Source organism: Shewanella maritima (genome assembly GCF_004295345.1).
GTDB classification, from domain to species: Bacteria; Pseudomonadota; Gammaproteobacteria; order Enterobacterales; family Shewanellaceae; genus Shewanella; species Shewanella maritima.
The window spans coordinates 976,434-995,542 of record NZ_CP036200.1 but is presented as its reverse complement, the minus strand read 5'-3'; the positions used below and the strand labels follow the sequence as shown (position 1 = coordinate 995,542).

21 protein-coding genes are annotated in these 19,109 nt (G+C 47.0%); 4 read left to right on the top strand and 17 right to left on the bottom strand.

Translation table 11 applies throughout. The features are described 5' to 3' along the window. Positions 1 to 38: 38 nt before the first annotated feature. Positions 39 to 713, top strand: a complete 675-nt coding sequence (locus EXU30_RS04220) for a class I SAM-dependent methyltransferase (protein ID WP_130597966.1) — start codon at positions 39 to 41, stop codon at positions 711 to 713. Further along, positions 713 to 1,801 (top strand): HNH endonuclease, encoded by a 1,089-nt coding sequence (locus tag EXU30_RS04215; RefSeq protein WP_130597965.1) that lies wholly within the window; start codon positions 713 to 715, stop codon positions 1,799 to 1,801. Before EXU30_RS04220 ends, EXU30_RS04215 begins: the two co-directional genes overlap by 1 nt. Before the next feature lie 53 nt (positions 1,802 to 1,854). Here EXU30_RS04215 and EXU30_RS04210 read toward each other — a convergent pair whose 3' ends face one another. Further along, complete coding sequence (locus tag EXU30_RS04210; RefSeq protein WP_130597964.1) at positions 1,855 to 2,754, bottom strand: helix-turn-helix domain-containing protein; 900 nt, start codon at positions 2,752 to 2,754, stop codon at positions 1,855 to 1,857. A gap of 449 nt (positions 2,755 to 3,203) precedes the next feature. Here EXU30_RS04210 and EXU30_RS04205 point away from each other — a divergent pair, with 449 nt between their 5' ends. Both EXU30_RS04205 and EXU30_RS04200 read left to right on the top strand, forming a co-directional pair. After that, entirely contained in the window at positions 3,204 to 4,061 is an 858-nt protein-coding gene (locus tag EXU30_RS04205; RefSeq protein WP_242620318.1) for an alpha/beta hydrolase, read from the top strand. Positions 4,062 to 4,176: 115 nt separating this feature from the next. Next, positions 4,177 to 4,791, top strand: coding sequence for a nuclear transport factor 2 family protein (locus EXU30_RS04200; protein ID WP_207234100.1), 615 nt, complete (start codon positions 4,177 to 4,179; stop codon positions 4,789 to 4,791). Positions 4,792 to 4,940: 149 nt separating this feature from the next. Here EXU30_RS04200 and EXU30_RS04195 read toward each other — a convergent pair whose 3' ends face one another. The 16 genes from EXU30_RS04195 to EXU30_RS04125 form a co-directional block, all read right to left on the bottom strand. Continuing rightward, positions 4,941 to 6,167 (bottom strand): beta-ketoacyl-ACP synthase, encoded by a 1,227-nt coding sequence (locus EXU30_RS04195; protein ID WP_130597961.1) that lies wholly within the window; start codon positions 6,165 to 6,167, stop codon positions 4,941 to 4,943. Continuing rightward, positions 6,167 to 6,895 carry a 3-oxoacyl-ACP reductase FabG gene (fabG, locus tag EXU30_RS04190; protein WP_130597960.1) on the bottom strand — a complete coding sequence of 243 codons (729 nt, stop codon included), beginning with the start codon at positions 6,893 to 6,895 and terminating at the stop codon, positions 6,167 to 6,169. Before fabG ends, EXU30_RS04195 begins: the two co-directional genes overlap by 1 nt. Before the next feature lie 35 nt (positions 6,896 to 6,930). After that, positions 6,931 to 7,395, bottom strand: coding sequence for a hotdog family protein (locus EXU30_RS04185; RefSeq protein ID WP_165398960.1), 465 nt, complete (start codon positions 7,393 to 7,395; stop codon positions 6,931 to 6,933). Further along, the gene (locus EXU30_RS04180) at positions 7,388 to 8,575 is read right to left on the bottom strand and encodes a beta-ketoacyl-ACP synthase (RefSeq protein WP_165398959.1); all 1,188 of its coding nucleotides are present in this window, start codon (positions 8,573 to 8,575) and stop codon (positions 7,388 to 7,390) included. The genes EXU30_RS04185 and EXU30_RS04180 overlap by 8 nt, the downstream gene beginning before the upstream one ends. Next, positions 8,572 to 9,198 carry a DUF3261 domain-containing protein gene (locus tag EXU30_RS04175; RefSeq protein WP_130597957.1) on the bottom strand — a complete coding sequence of 209 codons (627 nt, stop codon included), beginning with the start codon at positions 9,196 to 9,198 and terminating at the stop codon, positions 8,572 to 8,574. Before EXU30_RS04175 ends, EXU30_RS04180 begins: the two co-directional genes overlap by 4 nt. Next, positions 9,195 to 11,648, bottom strand: coding sequence for an MMPL family transporter (locus tag EXU30_RS04170; protein WP_130597956.1), 2,454 nt, complete (start codon positions 11,646 to 11,648; stop codon positions 9,195 to 9,197). Before EXU30_RS04170 ends, EXU30_RS04175 begins: the two co-directional genes overlap by 4 nt. A 47-nt stretch (positions 11,649 to 11,695) precedes the next feature. Beyond that, positions 11,696 to 12,355, bottom strand: a complete 660-nt coding sequence (locus EXU30_RS04165; protein WP_130597955.1) for a LolA family protein — start codon at positions 12,353 to 12,355, stop codon at positions 11,696 to 11,698. After that, a complete protein-coding gene (locus EXU30_RS04160) occupies positions 12,355 to 12,831 on the bottom strand; it encodes an acyl-CoA thioesterase (RefSeq protein WP_130597954.1) in 477 nt (158 codons plus the stop codon). The genes EXU30_RS04165 and EXU30_RS04160 overlap by 1 nt, the downstream gene beginning before the upstream one ends. A gap of 91 nt (positions 12,832 to 12,922) precedes the next feature. Further along, a complete protein-coding gene (locus tag EXU30_RS04155) occupies positions 12,923 to 14,470 on the bottom strand; it encodes an HAL/PAL/TAL family ammonia-lyase (RefSeq protein ID WP_130597953.1) in 1,548 nt (515 codons plus the stop codon). Beyond that, positions 14,457 to 15,482 carry an LpxL/LpxP family acyltransferase gene (locus tag EXU30_RS20495; RefSeq protein WP_165398958.1) on the bottom strand — a complete coding sequence of 342 codons (1,026 nt, stop codon included), beginning with the start codon at positions 15,480 to 15,482 and terminating at the stop codon, positions 14,457 to 14,459. The genes EXU30_RS04155 and EXU30_RS20495 overlap by 14 nt, the downstream gene beginning before the upstream one ends. Further along, complete coding sequence (locus EXU30_RS20490; RefSeq protein ID WP_165398957.1) at positions 15,472 to 16,215, bottom strand: glycosyltransferase family 2 protein; 744 nt, start codon at positions 16,213 to 16,215, stop codon at positions 15,472 to 15,474. Before EXU30_RS20490 ends, EXU30_RS20495 begins: the two co-directional genes overlap by 11 nt. Then, positions 16,205 to 16,564 carry an ApeI family dehydratase gene (locus EXU30_RS04145; protein ID WP_130597952.1) on the bottom strand — a complete coding sequence of 120 codons (360 nt, stop codon included), beginning with the start codon at positions 16,562 to 16,564 and terminating at the stop codon, positions 16,205 to 16,207. Before EXU30_RS04145 ends, EXU30_RS20490 begins: the two co-directional genes overlap by 11 nt. Then, positions 16,561 to 18,021, bottom strand: a complete 1,461-nt coding sequence (locus tag EXU30_RS04140; RefSeq protein WP_130597951.1) for an AMP-binding protein — start codon at positions 18,019 to 18,021, stop codon at positions 16,561 to 16,563. The genes EXU30_RS04145 and EXU30_RS04140 overlap by 4 nt, the downstream gene beginning before the upstream one ends. Next, on the bottom strand, positions 18,011 to 18,565 hold the full coding sequence (locus tag EXU30_RS04135; RefSeq protein WP_130597950.1) for a COG4648 family protein: 555 nt from the start codon (positions 18,563 to 18,565) through the stop codon (positions 18,011 to 18,013). The genes EXU30_RS04140 and EXU30_RS04135 overlap by 11 nt, the downstream gene beginning before the upstream one ends. After that, positions 18,562 to 18,822, bottom strand: coding sequence for an acyl carrier protein (locus EXU30_RS04130; protein WP_207234099.1), 261 nt, complete (start codon positions 18,820 to 18,822; stop codon positions 18,562 to 18,564). The genes EXU30_RS04135 and EXU30_RS04130 overlap by 4 nt, the downstream gene beginning before the upstream one ends. 1 nt (position 18,823) lies before the next feature. Continuing rightward, the gene (locus tag EXU30_RS04125) at positions 18,824 to 19,096 is read right to left on the bottom strand and encodes a phosphopantetheine-binding protein (protein WP_130597949.1); all 273 of its coding nucleotides are present in this window, start codon (positions 19,094 to 19,096) and stop codon (positions 18,824 to 18,826) included. Between the last annotated feature and the right edge of the window lie 13 nt (positions 19,097 to 19,109).

Sequence of the window (19,109 nt, the reverse complement as noted above, 5' to 3'; positions counted from 1 at the left end):
ATTTAGCTTACATATTTTAACTAATAGGGCTTGTTTAGTTGTCAACGCCGAGTAGTCAGTTTTATAACCAGAATGCCGCTGAGTTAGCAGAGCAATATCAGTCTAAGTCTTTTATGCAGGTGCATAGTGACTGGGCGCATCTGTTGCCTGGCTTGTTCAAGTCACCAGACAAGCTTACGAAGCATGAGCTCGCAGTACTTGATGTTGGCGCTGGTTCAGGGCGCGATATTGGTTATTTAGCTGCTCAAGCAAAGATTCATTTATCTGAATCTCACTCATCTCAATACTTTGTGGCAGTTGAGCCTGCAGCAGAGCTGCGTAGGTTAGGGCAAGCTAACACCCAAGAGCTAAGTGTGAATTGGTTAGATGATGCAATGCCCAAGCTGACGGCAATTAAAGCACTCGATAAGCAATTTGACCTAATTTTACTCAGCGCCGTGTGGATGCATTTTGAACCACAACATCGCGCAGAGGCGATGGCGAGCCTTACAAGCTTGCTCAAACCACAAGGCTTACTGGTAATGTCTTTGCGGCATGGGCAAACTGAGCAAGAGCTTAGAAGCCGCGCTATGCACCATGTTGAAGCCAGCGAGGTGCTAGCGTTAGCTAACAACAATCTATTATCTACAATGCTTGTAACCGATCTTAATCAAGACCAGCTAGGTCGCAGCCATGTGCAATGGCAAACAGTCGTATTGCAGCGAGGTGCTTGATGCCAACTACACCAGCAACAGCTCAGCAACAGGTCGATTTTATTGCTTATCTACAACGCTTATTAGTTGAGGGCGAGTTTGTCGCAACCTACAAGTTTGCCTTACTACATGCCATTGCGGATATTTGTATTGAAAGGCCAATTACTGCAGAGCTTGCGGCTCACTTACAGCAAAACCCGAGTTCAGATTTAGATCCAAACATCATTAGCATTGATGCTCTTGTTGAGAAGTTTATTGAGCTTTACTGGTATCACTCGTTGCCGTATGGCGTTGATGACAGTCAAGCGATTATCTTGATGCAAAATACTGGTAAGCAATCAGCGCTGATCCGTAACTTGAGTGAGTTTCGCGCCCAAGGTGTCAGGTCATTTAGTCAGTTAAAAATGCATCCAGAGTGGAGTTCTCTTAAGAGTGCTACACGCAGAACTCTAAAAGAAGGTCCTTTGTGGCGTTTGCAGCTGTTAGCTGGGCAAGAAGAGTGTTTTTACTACGCCCATGACAAAAAGCTTAAACATATTCGCCTCAACTCAGGTATTGCCTATTGTTTTAGGCGTTTTTATGACTTAGTGGTATCGCTTGCGCGAACTCATTGGGTACAAAAGGTTTGTGATATTCCTGCAAACCAATCTGTGATTGGCGGCTTGGGCAATGTGTCTGACTTCTTATTCGGTCGAGATAGACAAACCATCACAGCGGCGCGACCCATCTTGACCGAGATCCAACATGGCAATTGCTTTTATTGTGGTAAACCGCTGAAAGAAAATGGAGAAGTTGACCACTTTATCCCTTGGGCACGCTACCCGAATGACCTTGCCCATAACTTTGTGCTTGCACACAGTAGCTGCAACAATGCCAAGAAAGATTACCTTGCTGCAGAGCAGCACAAAGACCGTTGGTTTGAACAAAATATCATCCAGCACAAACACATTATTGACGCTGAAATGAGTAAATACTTCGTATGCGAAAGCGAGCGTAGCGAGGCAATTACCACTTGGGCGTATCAAATGGCTGCCAATAGCAATTCTTCGTTATGGCTTCACGGTAAGCAATTTGAATCACATGGAAATAGCGGGTTACTGCTTAGTTAACTTTGATTTTTAATTATGTCAGTTACGTATATTCACGAATTTACTATTTAAACTTATCTTCTTTTCAAAAACTGATTTGGCGTCATACCAAACTGGCTTTTAAATGCGCGGGTGAAGTGTGATTGGTCGTTAAAGCCGACTTCTTGACCGACAATGGCGATGCTGGCGTTGTCATTGCTGAGCATCTGCTTGGCAAGTTCTAGGCGTTTGCTCATTAGATATTGATAGGGCGTGTTGCCCATCAGTTTTTTAAATTCTCGTAGAAAGTAAAATTTGCTGCAGTTAAGTAGCTCGGCTAGGTCATCAACTGTGATAGCCTCTGAAATATTGGCGTCGATGTAGGCGTCGATTTTGCTGATTTGGCTTTGATCAAACTTAGAAGCATCATTTTGCTGAGTTTGCAGATCGGCATAGTTGGAATAGTTTTGAATATAGTGGGTTGCTAGTAGCGAGACTAGGTTATTGAGATACACGCTGCCATTTCGCCCCTTGTTGCGCAGCTCTAGCAGGAACAGCTCAATCAAGCCTTTGATGACATCGTCATGCACATTGTAATTATTGAGAAAGTTAAGCTGCTTGCCTTGTAAATTGAGTGGGCAGTTCGCCAGTAATGTTTGTTCTTCAATGGCTAGAATAATGAAGTAACACGGCTCATCAATATTATGAGTAAAAGGCGTGGCTGGTGGGTTTATCCAAATGTCACCAGGCGTAGTTTGTAGTGGCGTTACGTTGCCATCGTTCATCGCCGACCAGGTTAGGTCTTTATCTAAAGCCAGCGCGAAGTAAAAGTAGGGCGTATACACATTTTGCGGATAAAAGTGCGGTGATGCGCCTTTTTCCAGTACCACACCTTGCCAATTTAGTGGCTCACTCGATAGCTCAATATTAAGCACCTCGCCGCAGTTAGACAATTGCTTTGAGTCATAGTCGAAGAACTTTAAATTTGACTTCATCGCTAAGTATTTTCCTTTATTTTCCTTAAGTTATCTTCACTTACGCTTAGGTCAGGCTTTATTTACAGGCTTTGTTTATTGTAGGCCCTGCCCTGATTCTGCTTTAGTCACATGTGGCTCGCTTCTGTGGCTGCCCTTAGCTTTCATCACTATTACCTTAGTTTTTTGACCTTAGCTTATGGAATTGGCTAGGGTCAAACACTAAAGGCCACTTCTTTTTTTACCAGTGTTAAGCAACTCTTTATTGGGCAAGTATCTCCTGAGCAACTTTTCACCAAGCAAGAATGTACAAAAACCTGAGCAGCAATTTTCAATATTGATATTCAAGGTATCGCTATTCTAGTCATCAACAACTGAGCACTCGCAATCATGTGAGCGTATTTAATCAGCTAAAGATGACTAAAAGGCTGTTGTCATTTTCTGCCAATTCACAACAAGAGGGTTTTACTATGCAATCAATTAATCTAGATACACGCCTTGGTACATTAGCGGCAAACCTATACCTACCTCAAGGTGTTGAAAATCCGCCTGTTGTTGTGGTGACGGGAGCCTGGACTACGGTGAAAGAACAAATGCCAGCTGTGTATGCTAAAGCGCTAGCCGATAAAGGTTTTGCAGCAATTACTTTTGATTTTCGTGGTTGGGGCAGATCAGAAGATGCGATTCGCTATTTAGAAGACCCAAGCCGTAAAACCGACGATATTCGCGCTGTGATTGACGCCTTAGCGAGTGTAGAGCAAGTAGATGCTAGCCGTATTGCGGGTGTGGGAATATGTGCATCAGCAGGGTATATGCTTGATGCGATAGCCGGCAATAGCAAGATTAGCGCCGCAGCCGTGGTGGCTCCCTGGTTACACACACCGGCAATGGCGACACAAATTTATGGTGGTGATGAGCAAGCAGCAAGCTTGTTAAAAGCCGCAGCTGCAGCCAAAGGCGCTGAAGTTTATATTGAAGCAGCAAGTTTAACCAATGAGAACGCCTTGATGTATCAAGCGCCTTACTACACCGAGAACGATCGCGGCTTAATCCCTGAGTATGATAACCAATTCAATGTGGCATCGTGGGATGGTTGGCTTAACTACAATGCGCAGTTAAGCGCGACAAGTCTTGAGCAGCCAACGTTAATGGTGGCATCTGAAGCAATGGCGTTGCCAGCAGGCGCGCATGAATATCTAGATGCCGCAAAAGGCAATGTATCAGCGGTGTGGCTAGAGAATGTGACTCAATTTGATTTTTACGACCAAGCTGATGTGGTATCACAAGCTGTAGAAAATATTGCTAAACACTTTAATGCTCACTTATAGGCTGCGAAGCGATAGGAGGGAAGAGATGTTTACTCGAGCTTTAACTGTTATGTGTCCCCCGATTAAGGGCGCGGTTTTAAGTATGGTCTTAGGATTGATTTTAGGAGTTGCATCAATGAGTGCTAACGCGAAAACGAGTGTTAAAACCAACACAAGTGCTACTGAGTTAACAACACCATCAATGGCTGAGGCGACAATCGCCCGCAATCTAGCAAGTTATGCGGTGCTTGCCGACCAAAATGCGTTTGCATATTTAGGGCGCCTATTTGCGCCAAAGGTGACTGTTGATTACACCGCGCTATGGGGTGGTGAACCGCAGAGCTTAACTCGCGAGGCCTTAATGCAACAATGGGCAGGCTTTTTACCTGGATTCGATGTGACCTACCATCAAGTCAGTGATATTAAGGTAGAGCTTGATCAAGATAATGCTACCAACGCAAAAGCTACGATGCGCTTTAGTGCAAGCCACTTTATTAAAGATGCTGGTAATCGCGATAAGGCTGACGCGAACGGTGTTAGCGTTAAAGAGCACGAAGATAAAGGCTTTTGGCAAGTGGCTGGGCGCTACCATTTTACTCTGACCCAGATTGACGGTGACTGGTTAATCACTTCAGTGACCTTAACTGAGCCTAGCGAGCAGGGTAGCCGCGAGGTGTTAGCCATCGCCCCTGAACGCGCCGCAACAAATCTTGCTAAGCGCCAGACAAAGTTAGTGGATTACCAAAATTAGTGGGTCACAAAATTAGTGTAAACAGCAACTTGTTGTTGAAATCTCACTAGAACTACAAGCACTAAAAAAGGCTTAGCCAATTACTGGTTAAGCCTTTTTGTTTACGGAGTTCATTTATTGGACTCGACGCTTAATAAGCTTTGGTGAGTCTACAACAGCTTAAAGATAAGCGAGGTGTTAATGCCGCCGAATGCGAAGTTGTTGGTCATAATGTATTGGCAATCCATTTCTCTGCCCTTGCCAGTAATGTAGTCTAGTTCGCCGCAGCGCTCATCGACATTATCTAGGTTAATAGTTGGTGCAAACCAGCCGCTACGCATCATTTCAATGCTCAGCCAGGCTTCAATTGCGCCGCAGGCTCCTAAGGTGTGACCAAAGTAGCTTTTAAGACTAGAGATTTTTTGCTGACTGCCAAATACCGCATTGGTTGCTGTGGTTTCTGCAATATCGCCTAAGTCTGTCGCGGTGCCGTGACCATTCACATAGCCAATTTGCTCAGGCTTAAGCCCTGCATCGCGAAGCGCCATTTCCATACATATTTGCATGGTTTCCGCACGTGGTTGCGTCACATGGGCTGCATCACAATTGGTGGCAAAACCAACCACTTCAGCGATAGGTTTAGCGCCGCGAGCTGCTGCAAAATCGGCATCTTCTAAAATCAGTGAGCCAGCACCTTCACCAATTACCAAGCCGTCACGGTCTTTATCGTATGGACGTGGAGTTAACTTGGGTGTGTCGTTCTTGCCGCTGGTGGCGAATAAGGTATCGAACACAGCTGATTGAGTCGGACAAAGTTCTTCTGCGCCGCCGCCGACCATGACCTGTTGTTGACCGTATTTAATTGCTTCATAGGCAAAGCCGATACCTTGCGAGCCAGAGGTACAGGCGCTTGATGTTGGCACTACGCGGCCGCGTAAACCAAAGAACAAACCTGTGTTAACTGCAGCGCTATGGGACATCATTTTCACATAAGTGTTGGCGTCTAAGTCGCGGGTGCTGTGATCTTTAAGTACCGTAGTAAACGCATTGCCCGCAACTGTACTACCAGAGCAGCTGCCGTAAGCGATACCGGTTTGGCCGCTAGTGAGAATATCGGTTTCAAGCAGACCTGCTTGCTCAAGTGCTAGCTCAGTTGCGCGCGTTGATAAATGCGAGACACGGCTCATTGAGCGAATGCGTTTGCGGGTGTAGTGCTTAGGTAAGCTAAAATCTGCAATCGGCGCCGCTAGATTGATTTTCAATCCCTGGTACTTTTGCCAGTCGTCCATTTTTACCACGGCACTTTCACCTTGTTTAAGGGCTGCCATTACCATTTCTAGGTTGTCACCTAAAGCCGTAATGCCTGACATGCCGGTTACAACAACGCGCTTTGCCATTAGTGTAGGCCTCCATTCACGCCAATCACCTGACGGTTAATGTAGGCGGCTTTATCGCTTAGTAAAAACTCCACTAAACCTGCTACTTCTTCTGGCTTGCCCATGCGCTTTAATGGCACTGCTGGCAGCACGTGATCTTTTACATGATCCTCCACCATACCTGTGTCGATTAAGCCTGGTGCGACGCAGTTAACCGTGATCGCGCGGCGTTTGTTACTTAGCTCAGTCGCTAACGCTTTGGTTGCGCCAATCAGGCCAGCCTTTGAGGCTGAATAGTTCACCTGACCACGGTTACCAATTTGCCCAGACAGGGATGAAATAGTCACGATACGGCCAGTGCGCGCACCAACCATTGGCATAATGGTTGGATGAACCACGTTATAAAAACCGTCTAGGTTGGTATGGATAACCTGATCCCACTCTTCGCCTAACATAGATGGAAAAGCGGTATCTCGGGTAATACCAGCATTGACTACCACACCGTAATAAGCGCCATGCTCGGCGATGTCTTTGTCAATTTCAGCTTTGCATTGTTCGCGGTCTGAAATATCAAAACTTAAAATACGCCCTTTGCCCGAAGCGGCTTCAATTTGGCTAAGGGTATCAAGTGCGCCTTGCTCATCGCGGCCATAATGGATTGCAATTTCATAGCCAGCTTTCCCTAGCTCGATTGCGATTGCTTTACCGATACCTTTGCTGGCACCAGTGACCAATACTTGTTTCATCACTATTCCTAAATTTTCCAAACTCTTTACAAAAAGCATTATTGGGCTGAGGTTAATTGTGCTAGCACATCTTTGCTTGGTACGTATGCGTTAACTTGACTGCTTGCCACTTCTTCGCCGTCGAGCTCAATCTTTGCGTGGTACACGCCCATAGATTCATCGCTCATGGTTAATTTTGCCGACACCACTAGTTTTTGCCCTAGCGGGTAGGTCAGGCCGACATCTTTATAACTGCGGCCGCCAAGCAGCAAGCCAATGGGAGCTTGTTCGCCTTTTTTGTGGGCTTTTAAGCCTGCTAATGCGCCAATGGTTTGTGCCATGTACTCGATACCCACGTGTGACGGAATACCGTTTAGCGACTCATTAAAAAAGATGCTGTCTTGCTTAATGACAACTTCGCAGCTAATGGTGTCGTCCTGTGTGCTAAGTACACGGTCGATAAGCAGCATAGGAGCTTGATGGGGCAATAGCAGCTCAATGTCAGGAAAGGTTGGTTCAGTCATGGTTGTGCTCATATAACTCAAAAACTAATGAGGCGTTGTTTCCGCCAAAGGCAAAGCTGTTAGATAATATCCTTAGGCTAGATAGTTGTCCTGAACTTGCCATAAAGTTTAGTGATTTTACGTCATCTGCCTGTGTAAAGTCTTGTGGCCATTGCGGCGCAGATTGCTTTTCCTCTAGTAAGTAGCAACAAATGGCAGCTTCAATCGCGCCAGCTGCGCCTAAGCAGTGCCCAGTTAATGCCTTGGTTGAGCTAACTGGCACTTGATTGCCAAATAGCTCTTCAATCGCGGTAGACTCCATGGCGTCATTTAGCTGAGTTGCGGTGCCATGGGCATTGATGTAGCCAATATCAGCTGGCTGTAAGTTCGCTGATTCAAGTGCTTGCTCCATTGCGCGTTTTGCGCCGCTACCACAAGGCATAGGCGCAGACATGTGATGACCTTCGCCAGACTCGCCCCAGCCAACAAGTGCCAGCTTTGATGGTGTTTTGCTTAGCACAAATAAACCTGCTGCCTCACCAATATTGATGCCACGGCGGCGAGAATCAAACGGACGACTTGGCTCTGGCGAGACTTGCTCTAAGGAATCAAAGCCATTGACGGTGAGTTCGCACAAACTGTCGACACCGCCGCAGATCACTACATCGCATAAACCTGATTCAAGCAGCCCTTGGGCTGAAATAAAGGCGCGATTTGATGACGAGCAAGCGGTCGATAAACTGTAAGTTGGCCCAGATACTTGCGCTAGGCGGGCGATAAAATCTGCAGTATCGCCAATATCTTGATGAGCAAAACGAAAATCATCTGGCAACTTGCCATGTTGTTGATGATGCTTAATCGCGCTTTCGCCTTCTGCAATAGCTGTGGTGCTGGTGCCAATGACTACGCCAATACGACTAGCCGCGGTAGTTTGCTTCAAGGTTTCTATCACCTCGGCGATTTGTTGATAGGTGGTGGCGGCAATCAAGTTGTTGCGGTTTTTGGCGTCATTAAGCTTTGGTGGCAGTTCAACCAAAGGCTCAGTAACCTTGCCAACAAAGGTGCTGCGGCCTGAGTAAAGCTTAGCGTCATAGGCTTGTAGCCCTGCTGATTGACCACTGCTAATGCCTGCTAAAGTGGCCTGTTTTCCGCTGCCTAAGGCGCTTAGTGCAGCGATGCCATGAATGTAAATTGGCGTCATGATTGGATCCATTGAATTGTCGTCAGCGCAGTGGCAAGTTTTGTGCGGTGGTCAACTAGGTTGATTTGACCTTGTGGCTGACGGTGTTTTTTATAGTTAATCTCTAAAATTAACTTATTATTTTGCAACACTTTACGCTCGATCAGACTTGTTTGGCTAGCGTTTGAGGTGGCAAGATTTGTGTCATATGTTTGCTGCAACTGCCAATTGCTATCATCTAGCATGGCCTCAAGTGCTGCCTCAGGCCAGTAACTGTAGAAAATGCTATCTAAGATCAGCTCAAACGGAATAACACTGATATCCATTCCTGTCGGGCTTTGTTTATCTAGCTTAACACCATCCCAGGTGATGATGGCGATAGGTACGCCCACTGGCGACAGAGCCACTAAGGTGAGCTTTTGCGGATTTACTTCTAACGCCACCGTCATGGTATGGGAATCATCGCCATGGTTAATGGTAAGCACTTGTTGGGCTTGCAAACTAAACCCAAGCGATTCAGGCGTTGGCCAATGTTGCTGCTGCGAGGCTGGCATCATGGCTTTGGCTGCGCCTTGTTTAAGCGCAGTGCAACCAGACATTAGCGGCGTAATCAGTAATAGCGCAATAACCAGTAAACGTATCATTGACTGTCTCCTGTACTGTTTTGAACCGCGTGATGGCGAGTATGTAAATACTGCGAAAATACCGGCGCTAATACCCAAGATGCCAAAATACCGCCTGCGATAGTTAAGCCAAAACTGGCGATTGCATGATTGCTTGAAAGTCCCATTAACCCAAACGATAACAAGGTGGTGATACCAGCAAGTAGCACCGCAAGGGTGGCGTGAGCCTGATTAAGATGAAAGCGCAGAAACAAGCTGTAATCGATACCAATACCAAAAATGAGCAGCAGCGCGACCACGTTGAACAGATTGGCAGGCATGGAAAATAGCCCAGGCAATGCAAGGGCAAAGATGCCAGCAAGTAGCGGCGCGGCAAGTATGCAGATGGCATCTTTAAATGAATAGCGCATGGTTAATAACAGCAGCACTAGGCCATAGGCGATGGCGAGCATATACAGGGTGAACTCACGGTAATCGCCCAGCAAGGCACTTATTTCATCGGCGCGGGAAACATAGGCAATGTCGAGCTGCGATCCGCTATTACTCAAGCCGCTATTATTCAAGCTGGTAGTAATAGTATCGCTGTTTGCCAACTCAGTTAATTTAACTAGCGGCGCAACATCGGTAACGCCCGACAAGGTGATAATGCTATAAGCTCTGCCACTTTCAAGCTTGCCCCAAAGATAGGGCGTGTGCGGTGCAAGCTCGGCCAAAGCATGCCAGTCGAGCGCTTGGTAGGGCGCGTATGCGTTAGGTCGCAAGCCAATTTTTGCTGTTAATGCGCTTGCTTGCTCGCGATAAAGCTTGCTGATTAACTGCTGATTGTGTTTTAGTTCAGTCTCACTTGGCAGCAATTGATATACGCCGCTAAAGTCGCTAATGACGCCTTGCTGCTTTAGCTCATTTAGCTTAGGCGCAAGCGTTTGTTCTGCTTGGCGTAATTGCGCTTGGCTTTCGCCATTAAGCACTAACCATTGCTGCGATTGACTCACGCCAGTTAGCTTAGCGATTTGCAGCTCTTGCTGTTTTAGCCATTGAGGCGCTGATTGCAGCAAGCGGATATCGTCATCAAAATTAAGCTTGCTGATGCCAACAACGCTACCTAGCGTCATTAACGCAATGACCGCCCACGCCACTTTGCTTTGTTGATAGCCTTGCACCAGATGAAGTAGACCATTAGCAAGCTTAATGGGTTTGTGTTTGGCGCTTGCTTGTGATAGTTGGGGGTAGAGCACAAGCACAGTGATTAAACTGGCGATAAGCCCAGCGCTTGAAAACACAGCAACCTGATTTAGCCCAGGAAAGTTTGCCCATAACAAGGCGCTATAAGCGAGCACGCTTGAGATTAGCCCAAGCAGTAATACAGGGCGCAGGTGTGCAGCGGCTTTTACGCTGTGCCAGTGATTGCTGTTGCAGGCGCGGTAACTTAAATAATGGAACGCATAATCAACCGACACGCCAATTAAGCTGGCGCCAATCACTAGCGTAAAACTGTGGATTTCACCGAACAGCAGCACGGTAATGCCAGCGGCGCTAATTACCCCAATGCTGATAGAAGTGAGGCACAGCAGTAATGGGCGCACGCTTTTAAATACCAATAAGATCAGTAATATCACCCCAAGCAATGAGCCGCCGCCAATAATACTGACTTCACTTTTCGCGCTGCTTGCCGCTTCAACTACATAAAACGCCACGCCTTGACGCCAGATGTCTATGTTTCTTGCTGCCTGTTGTTGTTCGGCTTGAGCATTAATCGCATTAATGGTTTGCTGCGCAGCTTGGGTATAAGCGCCAACGTTTAGCTTGGCTTGAATAAGTGTGTAGTGAGCTAGTTGCTCGGCGTTGTCGTTAGCTGCTGTTTGGTTTAGGTAAAGCAGATTATCGACCAGCTCGAACTGATTATCGGCAAAGCCTTGCTGCATATAGTGGCGAAACAGCAGCCACGGGTCTTGCTCAAGCTCGCCAGCGGTGACGCCGGCAAAAGGGTTATAAAGCTGGGTTAATACTCGCGTTGTGAGTTTGTCTGCTTGTTGCTGCTCAAGCCAGTTTTTGGCGTCAGCGTCTAGCAGTTGTCCGCGATAAGGAAACAGTCCTTGATAATAAGCGCGCTGGCTTTGCTCAGGAGTGACTAGCTCAACATGCTCAAGTCCAGTAAGCGTTTGTTGCCAGCTTTTGGCTGCATCTAGCGCCTGTGCTTTAGAGTTGGCCTTAATCACAAATACCATGCGCTGCTCAAGACTGCCGGCAGCAGCTTCGATGGTTTGTTGCACCCAAGGGCGCTGCTCATCTTTGGGCAACAGGGCTAAAAAGTCATTGTTTGGGCGCAGACCATTGAAAATCTGAGTAACCAGTAATATACACAAGGCAAGCTGACACACAAGCCATAGCCACATGGCGTAGCGAGGCTTGTTGCTGGCAGGCAGTGCATTGTCAGCATGATTGTGTGAGTGAATCTCTCGGCCTGGTTTCATTCGCTTGAGCTTTTTATTATTGGGCTTTTTGTTATTGGGCTTGTTTCTTAGTGAGCGGCGAGTTTTAGCACTCGTTCAATTGACGCTGGTAGCTCACTAGCATCATCGGCTTCAAGGCTAATGTTGGTGCTGTCGCCACTGTGTTCATGTAGCGAGATACGGCGAATATGGGTATCTAACCCTTGAATATAAATCGCTTTAAATACCTTAGCCATGGCACCAGATGTTGGCGTTAGCTCGGCTTGCCAATGGCTTTTATCACCGCTGATCTTAAAAGCAAAATCTTGGGTTAGCTGTTGCCAGTTGCCAGAAAATAGCGCCATGATCATCTCTGACACCATATCACTGGCACCCGCTTGGTTGCTGGGCTGCACTTCACCATTTACCAATTGGGTTAACTCGCCATTTTGGATCAAGGTGGTTTGCGCAAAAGGCTGGAGTTGTTGCCAAACAATAGTCTTGCCCGGGTCAACAAAATAAACACCATTAGAGTTAAGCGGTAGGGTGAGTACCGACATGTTCTTTTGCTGCTCGAAACTACCATGGGTTTGGCGAGTGTCGCTAAACATAGTAGCTAGGCTGTCGATTTTTAGCGCTTCAGTGTTAGCTGTAGCGCTAGGTAATGAACAAATCGATGCTAGACAGACGAGTGTTGCTGCCAAATAGCGATGTAGTGGTAGCCAGTTTTTCGCAAAGCGTAACTTCATTATTGCTCCTGCGCCGGTTTGTTTTGCTCTAGTGTTTGTTGGTTTAGCGTTTGCGCTTGCTGGGTTTGAAAATAGTGATTCACTCTATCAAGCAAACAAGATGGCGAAGCAAAGCGCATTTCGCCATCTTCCAATCCTACGGCGCAATGTGTGGTGTAGGCTTTTATGCAGGTTTTGCCGTCGCTGACACGTACAATGCGGTAGCTTATTTTGAGGCGATTTTCCCACTCATCAAGAGTGGCGATGACTTTGAGGCGGTCGCGAAAACGCGCTGAGTCGACAAACTTCATTCGAGTATCGACAACAGGATAGGCATACCCCTCTTGCTGCATGATCAAGTAGCCAAAGTCGATTTTGTCGAGCAAGGCCAGACGGCCTTCCTCTAGGTAGCGGAAGTAGTTGCCGTGCCAGACAATTTGCATAGGATCGCAATCTTGAAATGGCACGGATAATTCAGCTTCTGCGGTGATTTTCATCGCCTATATCCCTATAAATGTGGGTAACCTAATTGTTGTTCGTTTCGCCCGTGTACCGCTGATTCAACTTTTATATTGATCCAACTCGCTGCTAGCCGTAAAAACGCCACGCTTGATTGGCAATTGCCGCCAAACCTGCTCTTAGTTCAGTTTCTAATGGGCGATCTTCTGCTAAAAATGGTGATACGGTTCTAACATCATCCATGGTTGTCAGTAGCGCTGGCGTTAGGCTGTCTTTTGACAGTTGCTGCGCGTTAATGCGTAGCTCGACACCTTGAGTTGCAGCATATAAACAGGCAACTGATACTTGCTCGGTTTGTTCAAGCACGCGGCGACAATCACGAGAAGCAATGGTGCCCATGCTAACTTTATCTTGGTTGTGCGACTCAGTAGAGCGTGAGAATACCGACGCTGGCATGGTGTTCTTTAACGCTTCAGCTGTCCATGATGATACGCCAATTTGCACTGCTTTAAAGCCGTGGTTAATTGGGCGAATGTCTTCAGGAGCGCCGCTTAAGTTATACGGTAAGCCGTTGTTAAACTTGTAGTCACAAAGCTGCGCCAGTTGGCGGTCAAGTAAGTCTGCGACATTGGCAACCGCTGTTTTTAGGCTGTCCATTACCATCGCAATGTGACCACCATAGAAGTGACCACCGTGCAGCACGCGGCGGTTTTCACCGTCAATAATTGGGTTGTCGTTGGCTGAATTTAGCTCGATTTCAATCACGCCTTTGGCCCAATCTAGGGTGTCTTGCAGCACGCCAATCACGTGTGGTGCGCAGCGCAGTGAGTAACGGTCTTGCAGGCGATCTGAATTGCTTGGTGGCAAATCAGAGTTTAAATCATGGCGCAGACGCTCGGCGCACAGCATTTGCCCTTGATGAGGTTTTACTGCGTGCAGCGCTTCGTCAAAGTGGAATGCGTTGCCTTGCATTGCCACGCTCACCATAGCGGTTATGCGGGTTGCCATTTGGCATAGATACTCAGCGCGTTGCCAGTTTAAGCAAGCAATAGCAGTCATTACCGCAGTGCCATTCATTAAGGCTAGGCCTTCTTTTGGACGCAATTTGATAGGCGTTAAACCAGCGCGCTCAAATGCTACAGCTGTATCAACAATCTCACCTTTATAACGCACTTGACGCTCGCCGATTAACACGGCTGCAAGGTATGACAGCGGCGTTAAGTCACCTGATGCACCTACGGAGCCTTCTTCTGGAATAAGCGGTAAAATGTCGTGCTCAATCAACGCGGTGAGCAGTGATAATAACTCGTGGCTAACACCTGACATGCCGCGACTTAGCGAGGCAAGACGCGCCACCATCACGGCGCGGGTTTCTGCTTCATCAAAGTGTGCGCCTAAACCACAGCCGTGGAAGCGGGTAAGCTGATGAGGCAAGCTCTCTACTAAATGGCTTGGAATTGATACGGTAACACTGTCGCCGTAACCCGTAGTAACACCGTAAATCACGCCATCTTCTTTAAGTAGGTCGTCAAGAAACTTTACCCCTGCATCAATTTTATTGATAAATGCGTCCTGGGTAGATAGCGCGGCAATGCGCTTGCGCTGGGCTATTTGGCAAACCTCGTTAATTGAGATTTCGCTGTCGCCAAAAACGACTGGGGTACTACTTAGTGTCATTATCTAGTGTCCAAAAATCAAAAAAGTTAAACCATTGCAGCGGGTAGCGCAGTGCGTAATGCTCTAGTCGACTGGCGTAGCGTGCAATTAAATCTTGTAAAGCTTGGTCGCGGCCTTTGCGCGGTAGACTTGGGTTCGCTTCAAATTCTTCAAAGAAAATATCGTAAGTTGCGTCTTGCTCGCTGGCAAAACCAAACATTAAATAAACTGGGTGTTTTAAAATTGCCGCCAATACAAAAGGCCCAACCGGAAACGGCGCATCTTTACTTAAAAACTGCTGCCACACCACGCGCTTATGCTGGGTAACTGAGGTGCGATCGCCAACAATCACTACCCATTCGCCATCATTTAGCTTCTGCTCTAGCAATATGGCTGTATCTGGCCCTAGCTCGTTGACCTGAATAAGGTTCAAATTACTGCTTGGGTTAACTTGCCCCATGACTTTATTAAAGTTTTCTGCATGCTGAGTGAAGACTAATGCATTGATTTTTAAATCAACATATTTGCTGCTCAATGCGCGGCACAGCTCTAAGTTACCCAAATGGCTACCTAGGATCAGCCCGCCTTTGCCTGTGGTCAGAATTTGCTGCAGTACATCTTCGTTATGAAACTGAAGCTGGGAGTAATCTATGTCGCCACCCCAGCCCGCAAGTTTGTCGAGAATGCTTTGACCAAAGGCATAAATGTGTTTGAAACTTGATAGCTTTTTCGGCGCTTTGCCTTGAGCAATTAGATGCTGGTCAAGCTGGTTTAAAAACTGCTTAGATGCATTGCGGCTCACTTTATCCATTAAGTAGAAGTAGCCAATAATTGGGTACAAGAATAGCGAGAACACCTTGCGACCAAACAGGCGATAGGTGATCAGCATAAACTTAATACCCAGCACGCTGCCGCGCTCTTTAGAGCTAGACCAGTGCTGCTTGCTTGATTGCGCCTCTGCTGGCTCTGGCGAAGTATCTGGCGAATTACTTGGCTTTGGCGAATTACTTGGCTTTCGCGAATTAGTCTTCATTGGCAAATTTTCGCAGTAGCAGTTTTGGAATACGCGGCAGCATGCCGCAGATTAAGCGGGTATGTAGCCAGGATATTTTGACGTTATCGCTTACGGCGTTGAAGTGACTTAAGCCATCTTCTGGGTAACTCACCGGCGTATCGACATGACGAATGCTTAAGCCCTGCCAGTACAGGCGCACCAGAATTTCGATATCAAAATCCATACGGGTACCAAGCTGCTTACGGCTTAGCAGTTGCTCGACTGGTGCTAGCGGGTAGACGCGAAAGCCGCACATGGAGTCTTGAATTTGCAGTGACAGGGTTTCAATCCACACGCTCACATGGGTCAAGTAGCGTCCGTAAAGCCTGCCTTTTGGCACATCATCACCGTAAACTGGCTTACCAGAAATCACATCTTGCGGATGGGCTTTTGCGCTATCAATTAGCTCGCTGAGTTTAGAAAGATCGTGCTGTCCGTCTGCGTCAACCTGCACCGCATGGCTATAACCTAGTTGATGTAGGTGGCGTAAACCTGCCATCACCGCGCCGCCTTTGCCTGAGTTTTGCTCAAGCTCCAATAGATGAATGCCGCGACTTGCTTTTATCGCCCGCAATGTGTCTGTGGTTGGCTGATTACTGCCGTCATTGACGATGAGTACATCTAAACCTTTGGCTTGCAAGGCAACGACCACAGCGTCAGCCGTGTTACCGTGGTTGTAACATGGAATAATCGCTGCCAGCTTAAAGCTCATGAGGTAACACCTTAATTTTACCCGAGGCGTGATTGCCAGACGCTGAGCTGTATTTAAACTCAAGCTTGCTACGCTCGCTCTTCCATACCATGGTGAGCGTGACCTGCATATTTGGCAAAATTGGCTGCTGATATTTGATCACATCACAGCCTTTAAATTGAAAGTCATTGATTAAATGCGCTTTGAAAAAGTGTAATACCCAGTCAAGCTGCACTACACCTGGTAGAAGCGGGTGTCCGTCAAAATGGCCTTTGAAGTACTCAATGTCTTCGCCAACAAACAGCTCAACGATTGCTGTGTTGTCTTGGATTTGAGCGCTGATGACCCGAGGGAGTTTATTTACTGTCATTGAAATAGTTTCTCTAATTCCACATAGTTGCGCTTGCCTTGTTGATTAACGGCAATCGCTTCAACAACGCGAACCTGCCTTGGCAGTGCAACTGGCTCAACTAACCCTTTTAGCTGAGCGCGAATATTTTTCCATAACCAAGCCTGACCATTATCAACGACTTGTTGCTGCCAGTCAGTATTCAAGGTGACGACCGCGCCAATGCGTGTTTGCTCGGCATTTTTAAGGGCTATGATGGCGCAGTGTTCAATGCCCTGACAAGAGGAGAGTGTTTTTTCTAGCTCATCAAGGGAGATACGCTTTTCTGCGATTTTCACAATACGGTCAGCGCGGCCTTTTAGGCGAAAGTGCTGCTGGTCAATCAGCTCAACTAAGTCTTGGGTTTGAAACTGTCCTTCGCCGATATAATCTGAACTAACGTGCAAGCAGCCATCATTAAGGGCAAGTTTTACCAAACTAAACTTTTGCCATGGCGTGCTTGGCTTATCTTGTCTGCGCCAGCCTATGCCGCCCGTTTCTGTGCTGCCATATACTTCAATCGGCAATGCACCAAGTTGTACCTTCGCCTGTTGTGCACTGGCAAAATCTAATGGGCCACCAGAGCTAAAACTGATTTGCTGCTCTTGTCCTCCCGACTTGGCCTGCACACCTGGCATCGCTTGCAATCGTGATAAAAACGCAGGGCTGGAGATAAAGGCTAATGGCTTTGTTAGCTTAGGTAACAGCTGCTCTTCAGTCTGGATTAGTGCGCAATCGAACATTCGTTGACTTAGTAGTGGCCAACATAAGCGAAACAGCATGCCATAGATGTGATAATGCGCCACAGTGCCAACAAATACACTGCCTTTTGTAAGCTCAGTCCCAAAATCACGCTCTAGCGTTTGCGCTTCAAGCTCAAGCTGGGCAAGGTTTTTGGCAATTGCCGCTGGCTCACCTGTGCTGCCAGATGTGTACAGGGTGAGTTTGGCTTGTTCGCTGTTAACAGCCTTGAGCAGCTCTGAATGAGTAGCCTTGAGATCAGTTGCGGCAGCTTGCTGCACCTCGGTGTTCAACACCTGCTTGATAGCTAGGGTGTTGGCGTTACCTGCAAGCGAATCTTTATCCGTAATACACAACCATTGCTGGCAATATTCAGCCGCTTGACGGTCTTGGATATTGGAAAATACCAGTGGCTGCTTACCTAATTGCTGCACAGCTAGCAATGCAACCAAGAAAGTCCACGGCTGCTGGCAAATAATCCCTATGTTTTCGGCAGCGTGAGTAGCGTCGTTGCTATTTGTCATACTGTCGTTTGCATCAGAGGTGGATAACAGCTCCAAGCGTGCACTTAAGCTTGCCATTAATGCGGCTACATCACGTTGTAAGTCAGCAATGGTGAGTTGTTGCTGGCCATTGATTGCAATAGTGCGCTCAAGCTCGTTTGAGAGTAGCAGTTGATGAAGAAGACTAGCTTTCACGGCGCATTACTCTTAGGCGGTACAGGTATTCAAGCAGCATAAATGTGCCGATTAACAAATAGCTGATAAGACCGTTATATAAGGTCCAAATATCGATAGACATTGTGGTTGTAATAGCTGCAACAACGGCGTTAAGGGCGCAAAATACTGCCCATACACACGTCAGTTTTCGGGTGTAGACTATGCCAGATTCAGGCAGATTAGGGTCACGCCACTTAGCAATCGCGGTGATAATAGGCTGCTTTAGCCACACGCTGCCGGCAAACATCAAACTTAGGCTGACGTTGATTACTACAGGGTAAAACAATAACCAGCTGGATTGCGGCATTAAGCTGCTGGCTGACACCAAAGCAAGGCCAATGGTACTGGTAACATAGGTCATCAGTTTGAGTGGCTTGTTGCTCGGCGCAAAAATAAAACGCGCAATAAACACAGCACCAAGAAGCAACAGTAAGGCTGTTGTTTGTTGGTGCTGTACTGCGAGATAAACCAGAAAGGGATACAAAGCCAGCAGAGCTGCTGGTATCAAGCTCCCTAGCTTCATGCGATTTCGCTAGATTCTGCTTCTAATTTTACTACTGCGTCGACAACATCTTGCACGGTACGCACTGACTTAAACATTTCTGCTTCAAAGTTAGTGTCAGTTTTGTTTTGCAAGAAAACCACTAGGTCAACCGCGTCTATGCTGTCTAGATCTAAGTCTTCAAACAGGTTGGCTTCTGCTGTTACTTCTTCTGGCTCAAGCTCAAATAGCTCGACCATGGCATCTTTAATAAGATCGAAAATCTGTTGGCGGGTCACTTTACACCTCAGCGGTTTGTTGCGATTCAATGAAACGAGTTAGGGTGTCAACACTAGTAAAGTGCTCACGTACGCTTGGGTCGTCGCCATTGATAAGCACATTGAATTGTTTCTTGATGGCTAAGCCAAGCTCTAGCGCATCAATTGAGTCAAGGTTTAAACCATCGCCGTCACCAAAAAGTGGCTCAGCAGACTCAATGTCATCAGTGGTTAAATCTTCTAAGTTCAATGTATCGATAATTAGTTGTTTTAGTTGTAATTCTAAGTCTTTCACTTTTGGGTCCTTA

Excerpts from the sequence above, each read along its gene's own strand:
- EXU30_RS04215 (WP_130597965.1), top strand. The coding sequence starts at position 713 with ATGCCAACTACACCAGCAACAGCTCAGCAACAGGTCGATTTTATTGCT.
- EXU30_RS04210 (WP_130597964.1), bottom strand. The coding sequence starts at position 2,754 with ATGAAGTCAAATTTAAAGTTCTTCGACTATGACTCAAAGCAATTGTCT.
- EXU30_RS04205 (WP_242620318.1), top strand. The coding sequence starts at position 3,204 with ATGCAATCAATTAATCTAGATACACGCCTTGGTACATTAGCGGCAAAC.
- EXU30_RS04200 (WP_207234100.1), top strand. The coding sequence starts at position 4,177 with ATGAGTGCTAACGCGAAAACGAGTGTTAAAACCAACACAAGTGCTACT.
- EXU30_RS04195 (WP_130597961.1), bottom strand. The coding sequence starts at position 6,167 with ATGGCAAAGCGCGTTGTTGTAACCGGCATGTCAGGCATTACGGCTTTA.
- EXU30_RS04185 (WP_165398960.1), bottom strand. The coding sequence starts at position 7,395 with ATGACTGAACCAACCTTTCCTGACATTGAGCTGCTATTGCCCCATCAA.
- EXU30_RS04180 (WP_165398959.1), bottom strand. The coding sequence starts at position 8,575 with ATGACGCCAATTTACATTCATGGCATCGCTGCACTAAGCGCCTTAGGC.
- EXU30_RS04175 (WP_130597957.1), bottom strand. The coding sequence starts at position 9,198 with ATGATACGTTTACTGGTTATTGCGCTATTACTGATTACGCCGCTAATG.
- EXU30_RS04170 (WP_130597956.1), bottom strand. The coding sequence starts at position 11,648 with ATGAAACCAGGCCGAGAGATTCACTCACACAATCATGCTGACAATGCA.
- EXU30_RS04165 (WP_130597955.1), bottom strand. The coding sequence starts at position 12,355 with ATGAAGTTACGCTTTGCGAAAAACTGGCTACCACTACATCGCTATTTG.
- EXU30_RS04160 (WP_130597954.1), bottom strand. The coding sequence starts at position 12,831 with ATGAAAATCACCGCAGAAGCTGAATTATCCGTGCCATTTCAAGATTGC.
- EXU30_RS04155 (WP_130597953.1), bottom strand. The coding sequence starts at position 14,470 with ATGACACTAAGTAGTACCCCAGTCGTTTTTGGCGACAGCGAAATCTCA.
- EXU30_RS20495 (WP_165398958.1), bottom strand. The coding sequence starts at position 15,482 with ATGAAGACTAATTCGCGAAAGCCAAGTAATTCGCCAAAGCCAAGTAAT.
- EXU30_RS20490 (WP_165398957.1), bottom strand. The coding sequence starts at position 16,215 with ATGAGCTTTAAGCTGGCAGCGATTATTCCATGTTACAACCACGGTAAC.
- EXU30_RS04145 (WP_130597952.1), bottom strand. The coding sequence starts at position 16,564 with ATGACAGTAAATAAACTCCCTCGGGTCATCAGCGCTCAAATCCAAGAC.
- EXU30_RS04135 (WP_130597950.1), bottom strand. The coding sequence starts at position 18,565 with ATGAAGCTAGGGAGCTTGATACCAGCAGCTCTGCTGGCTTTGTATCCC.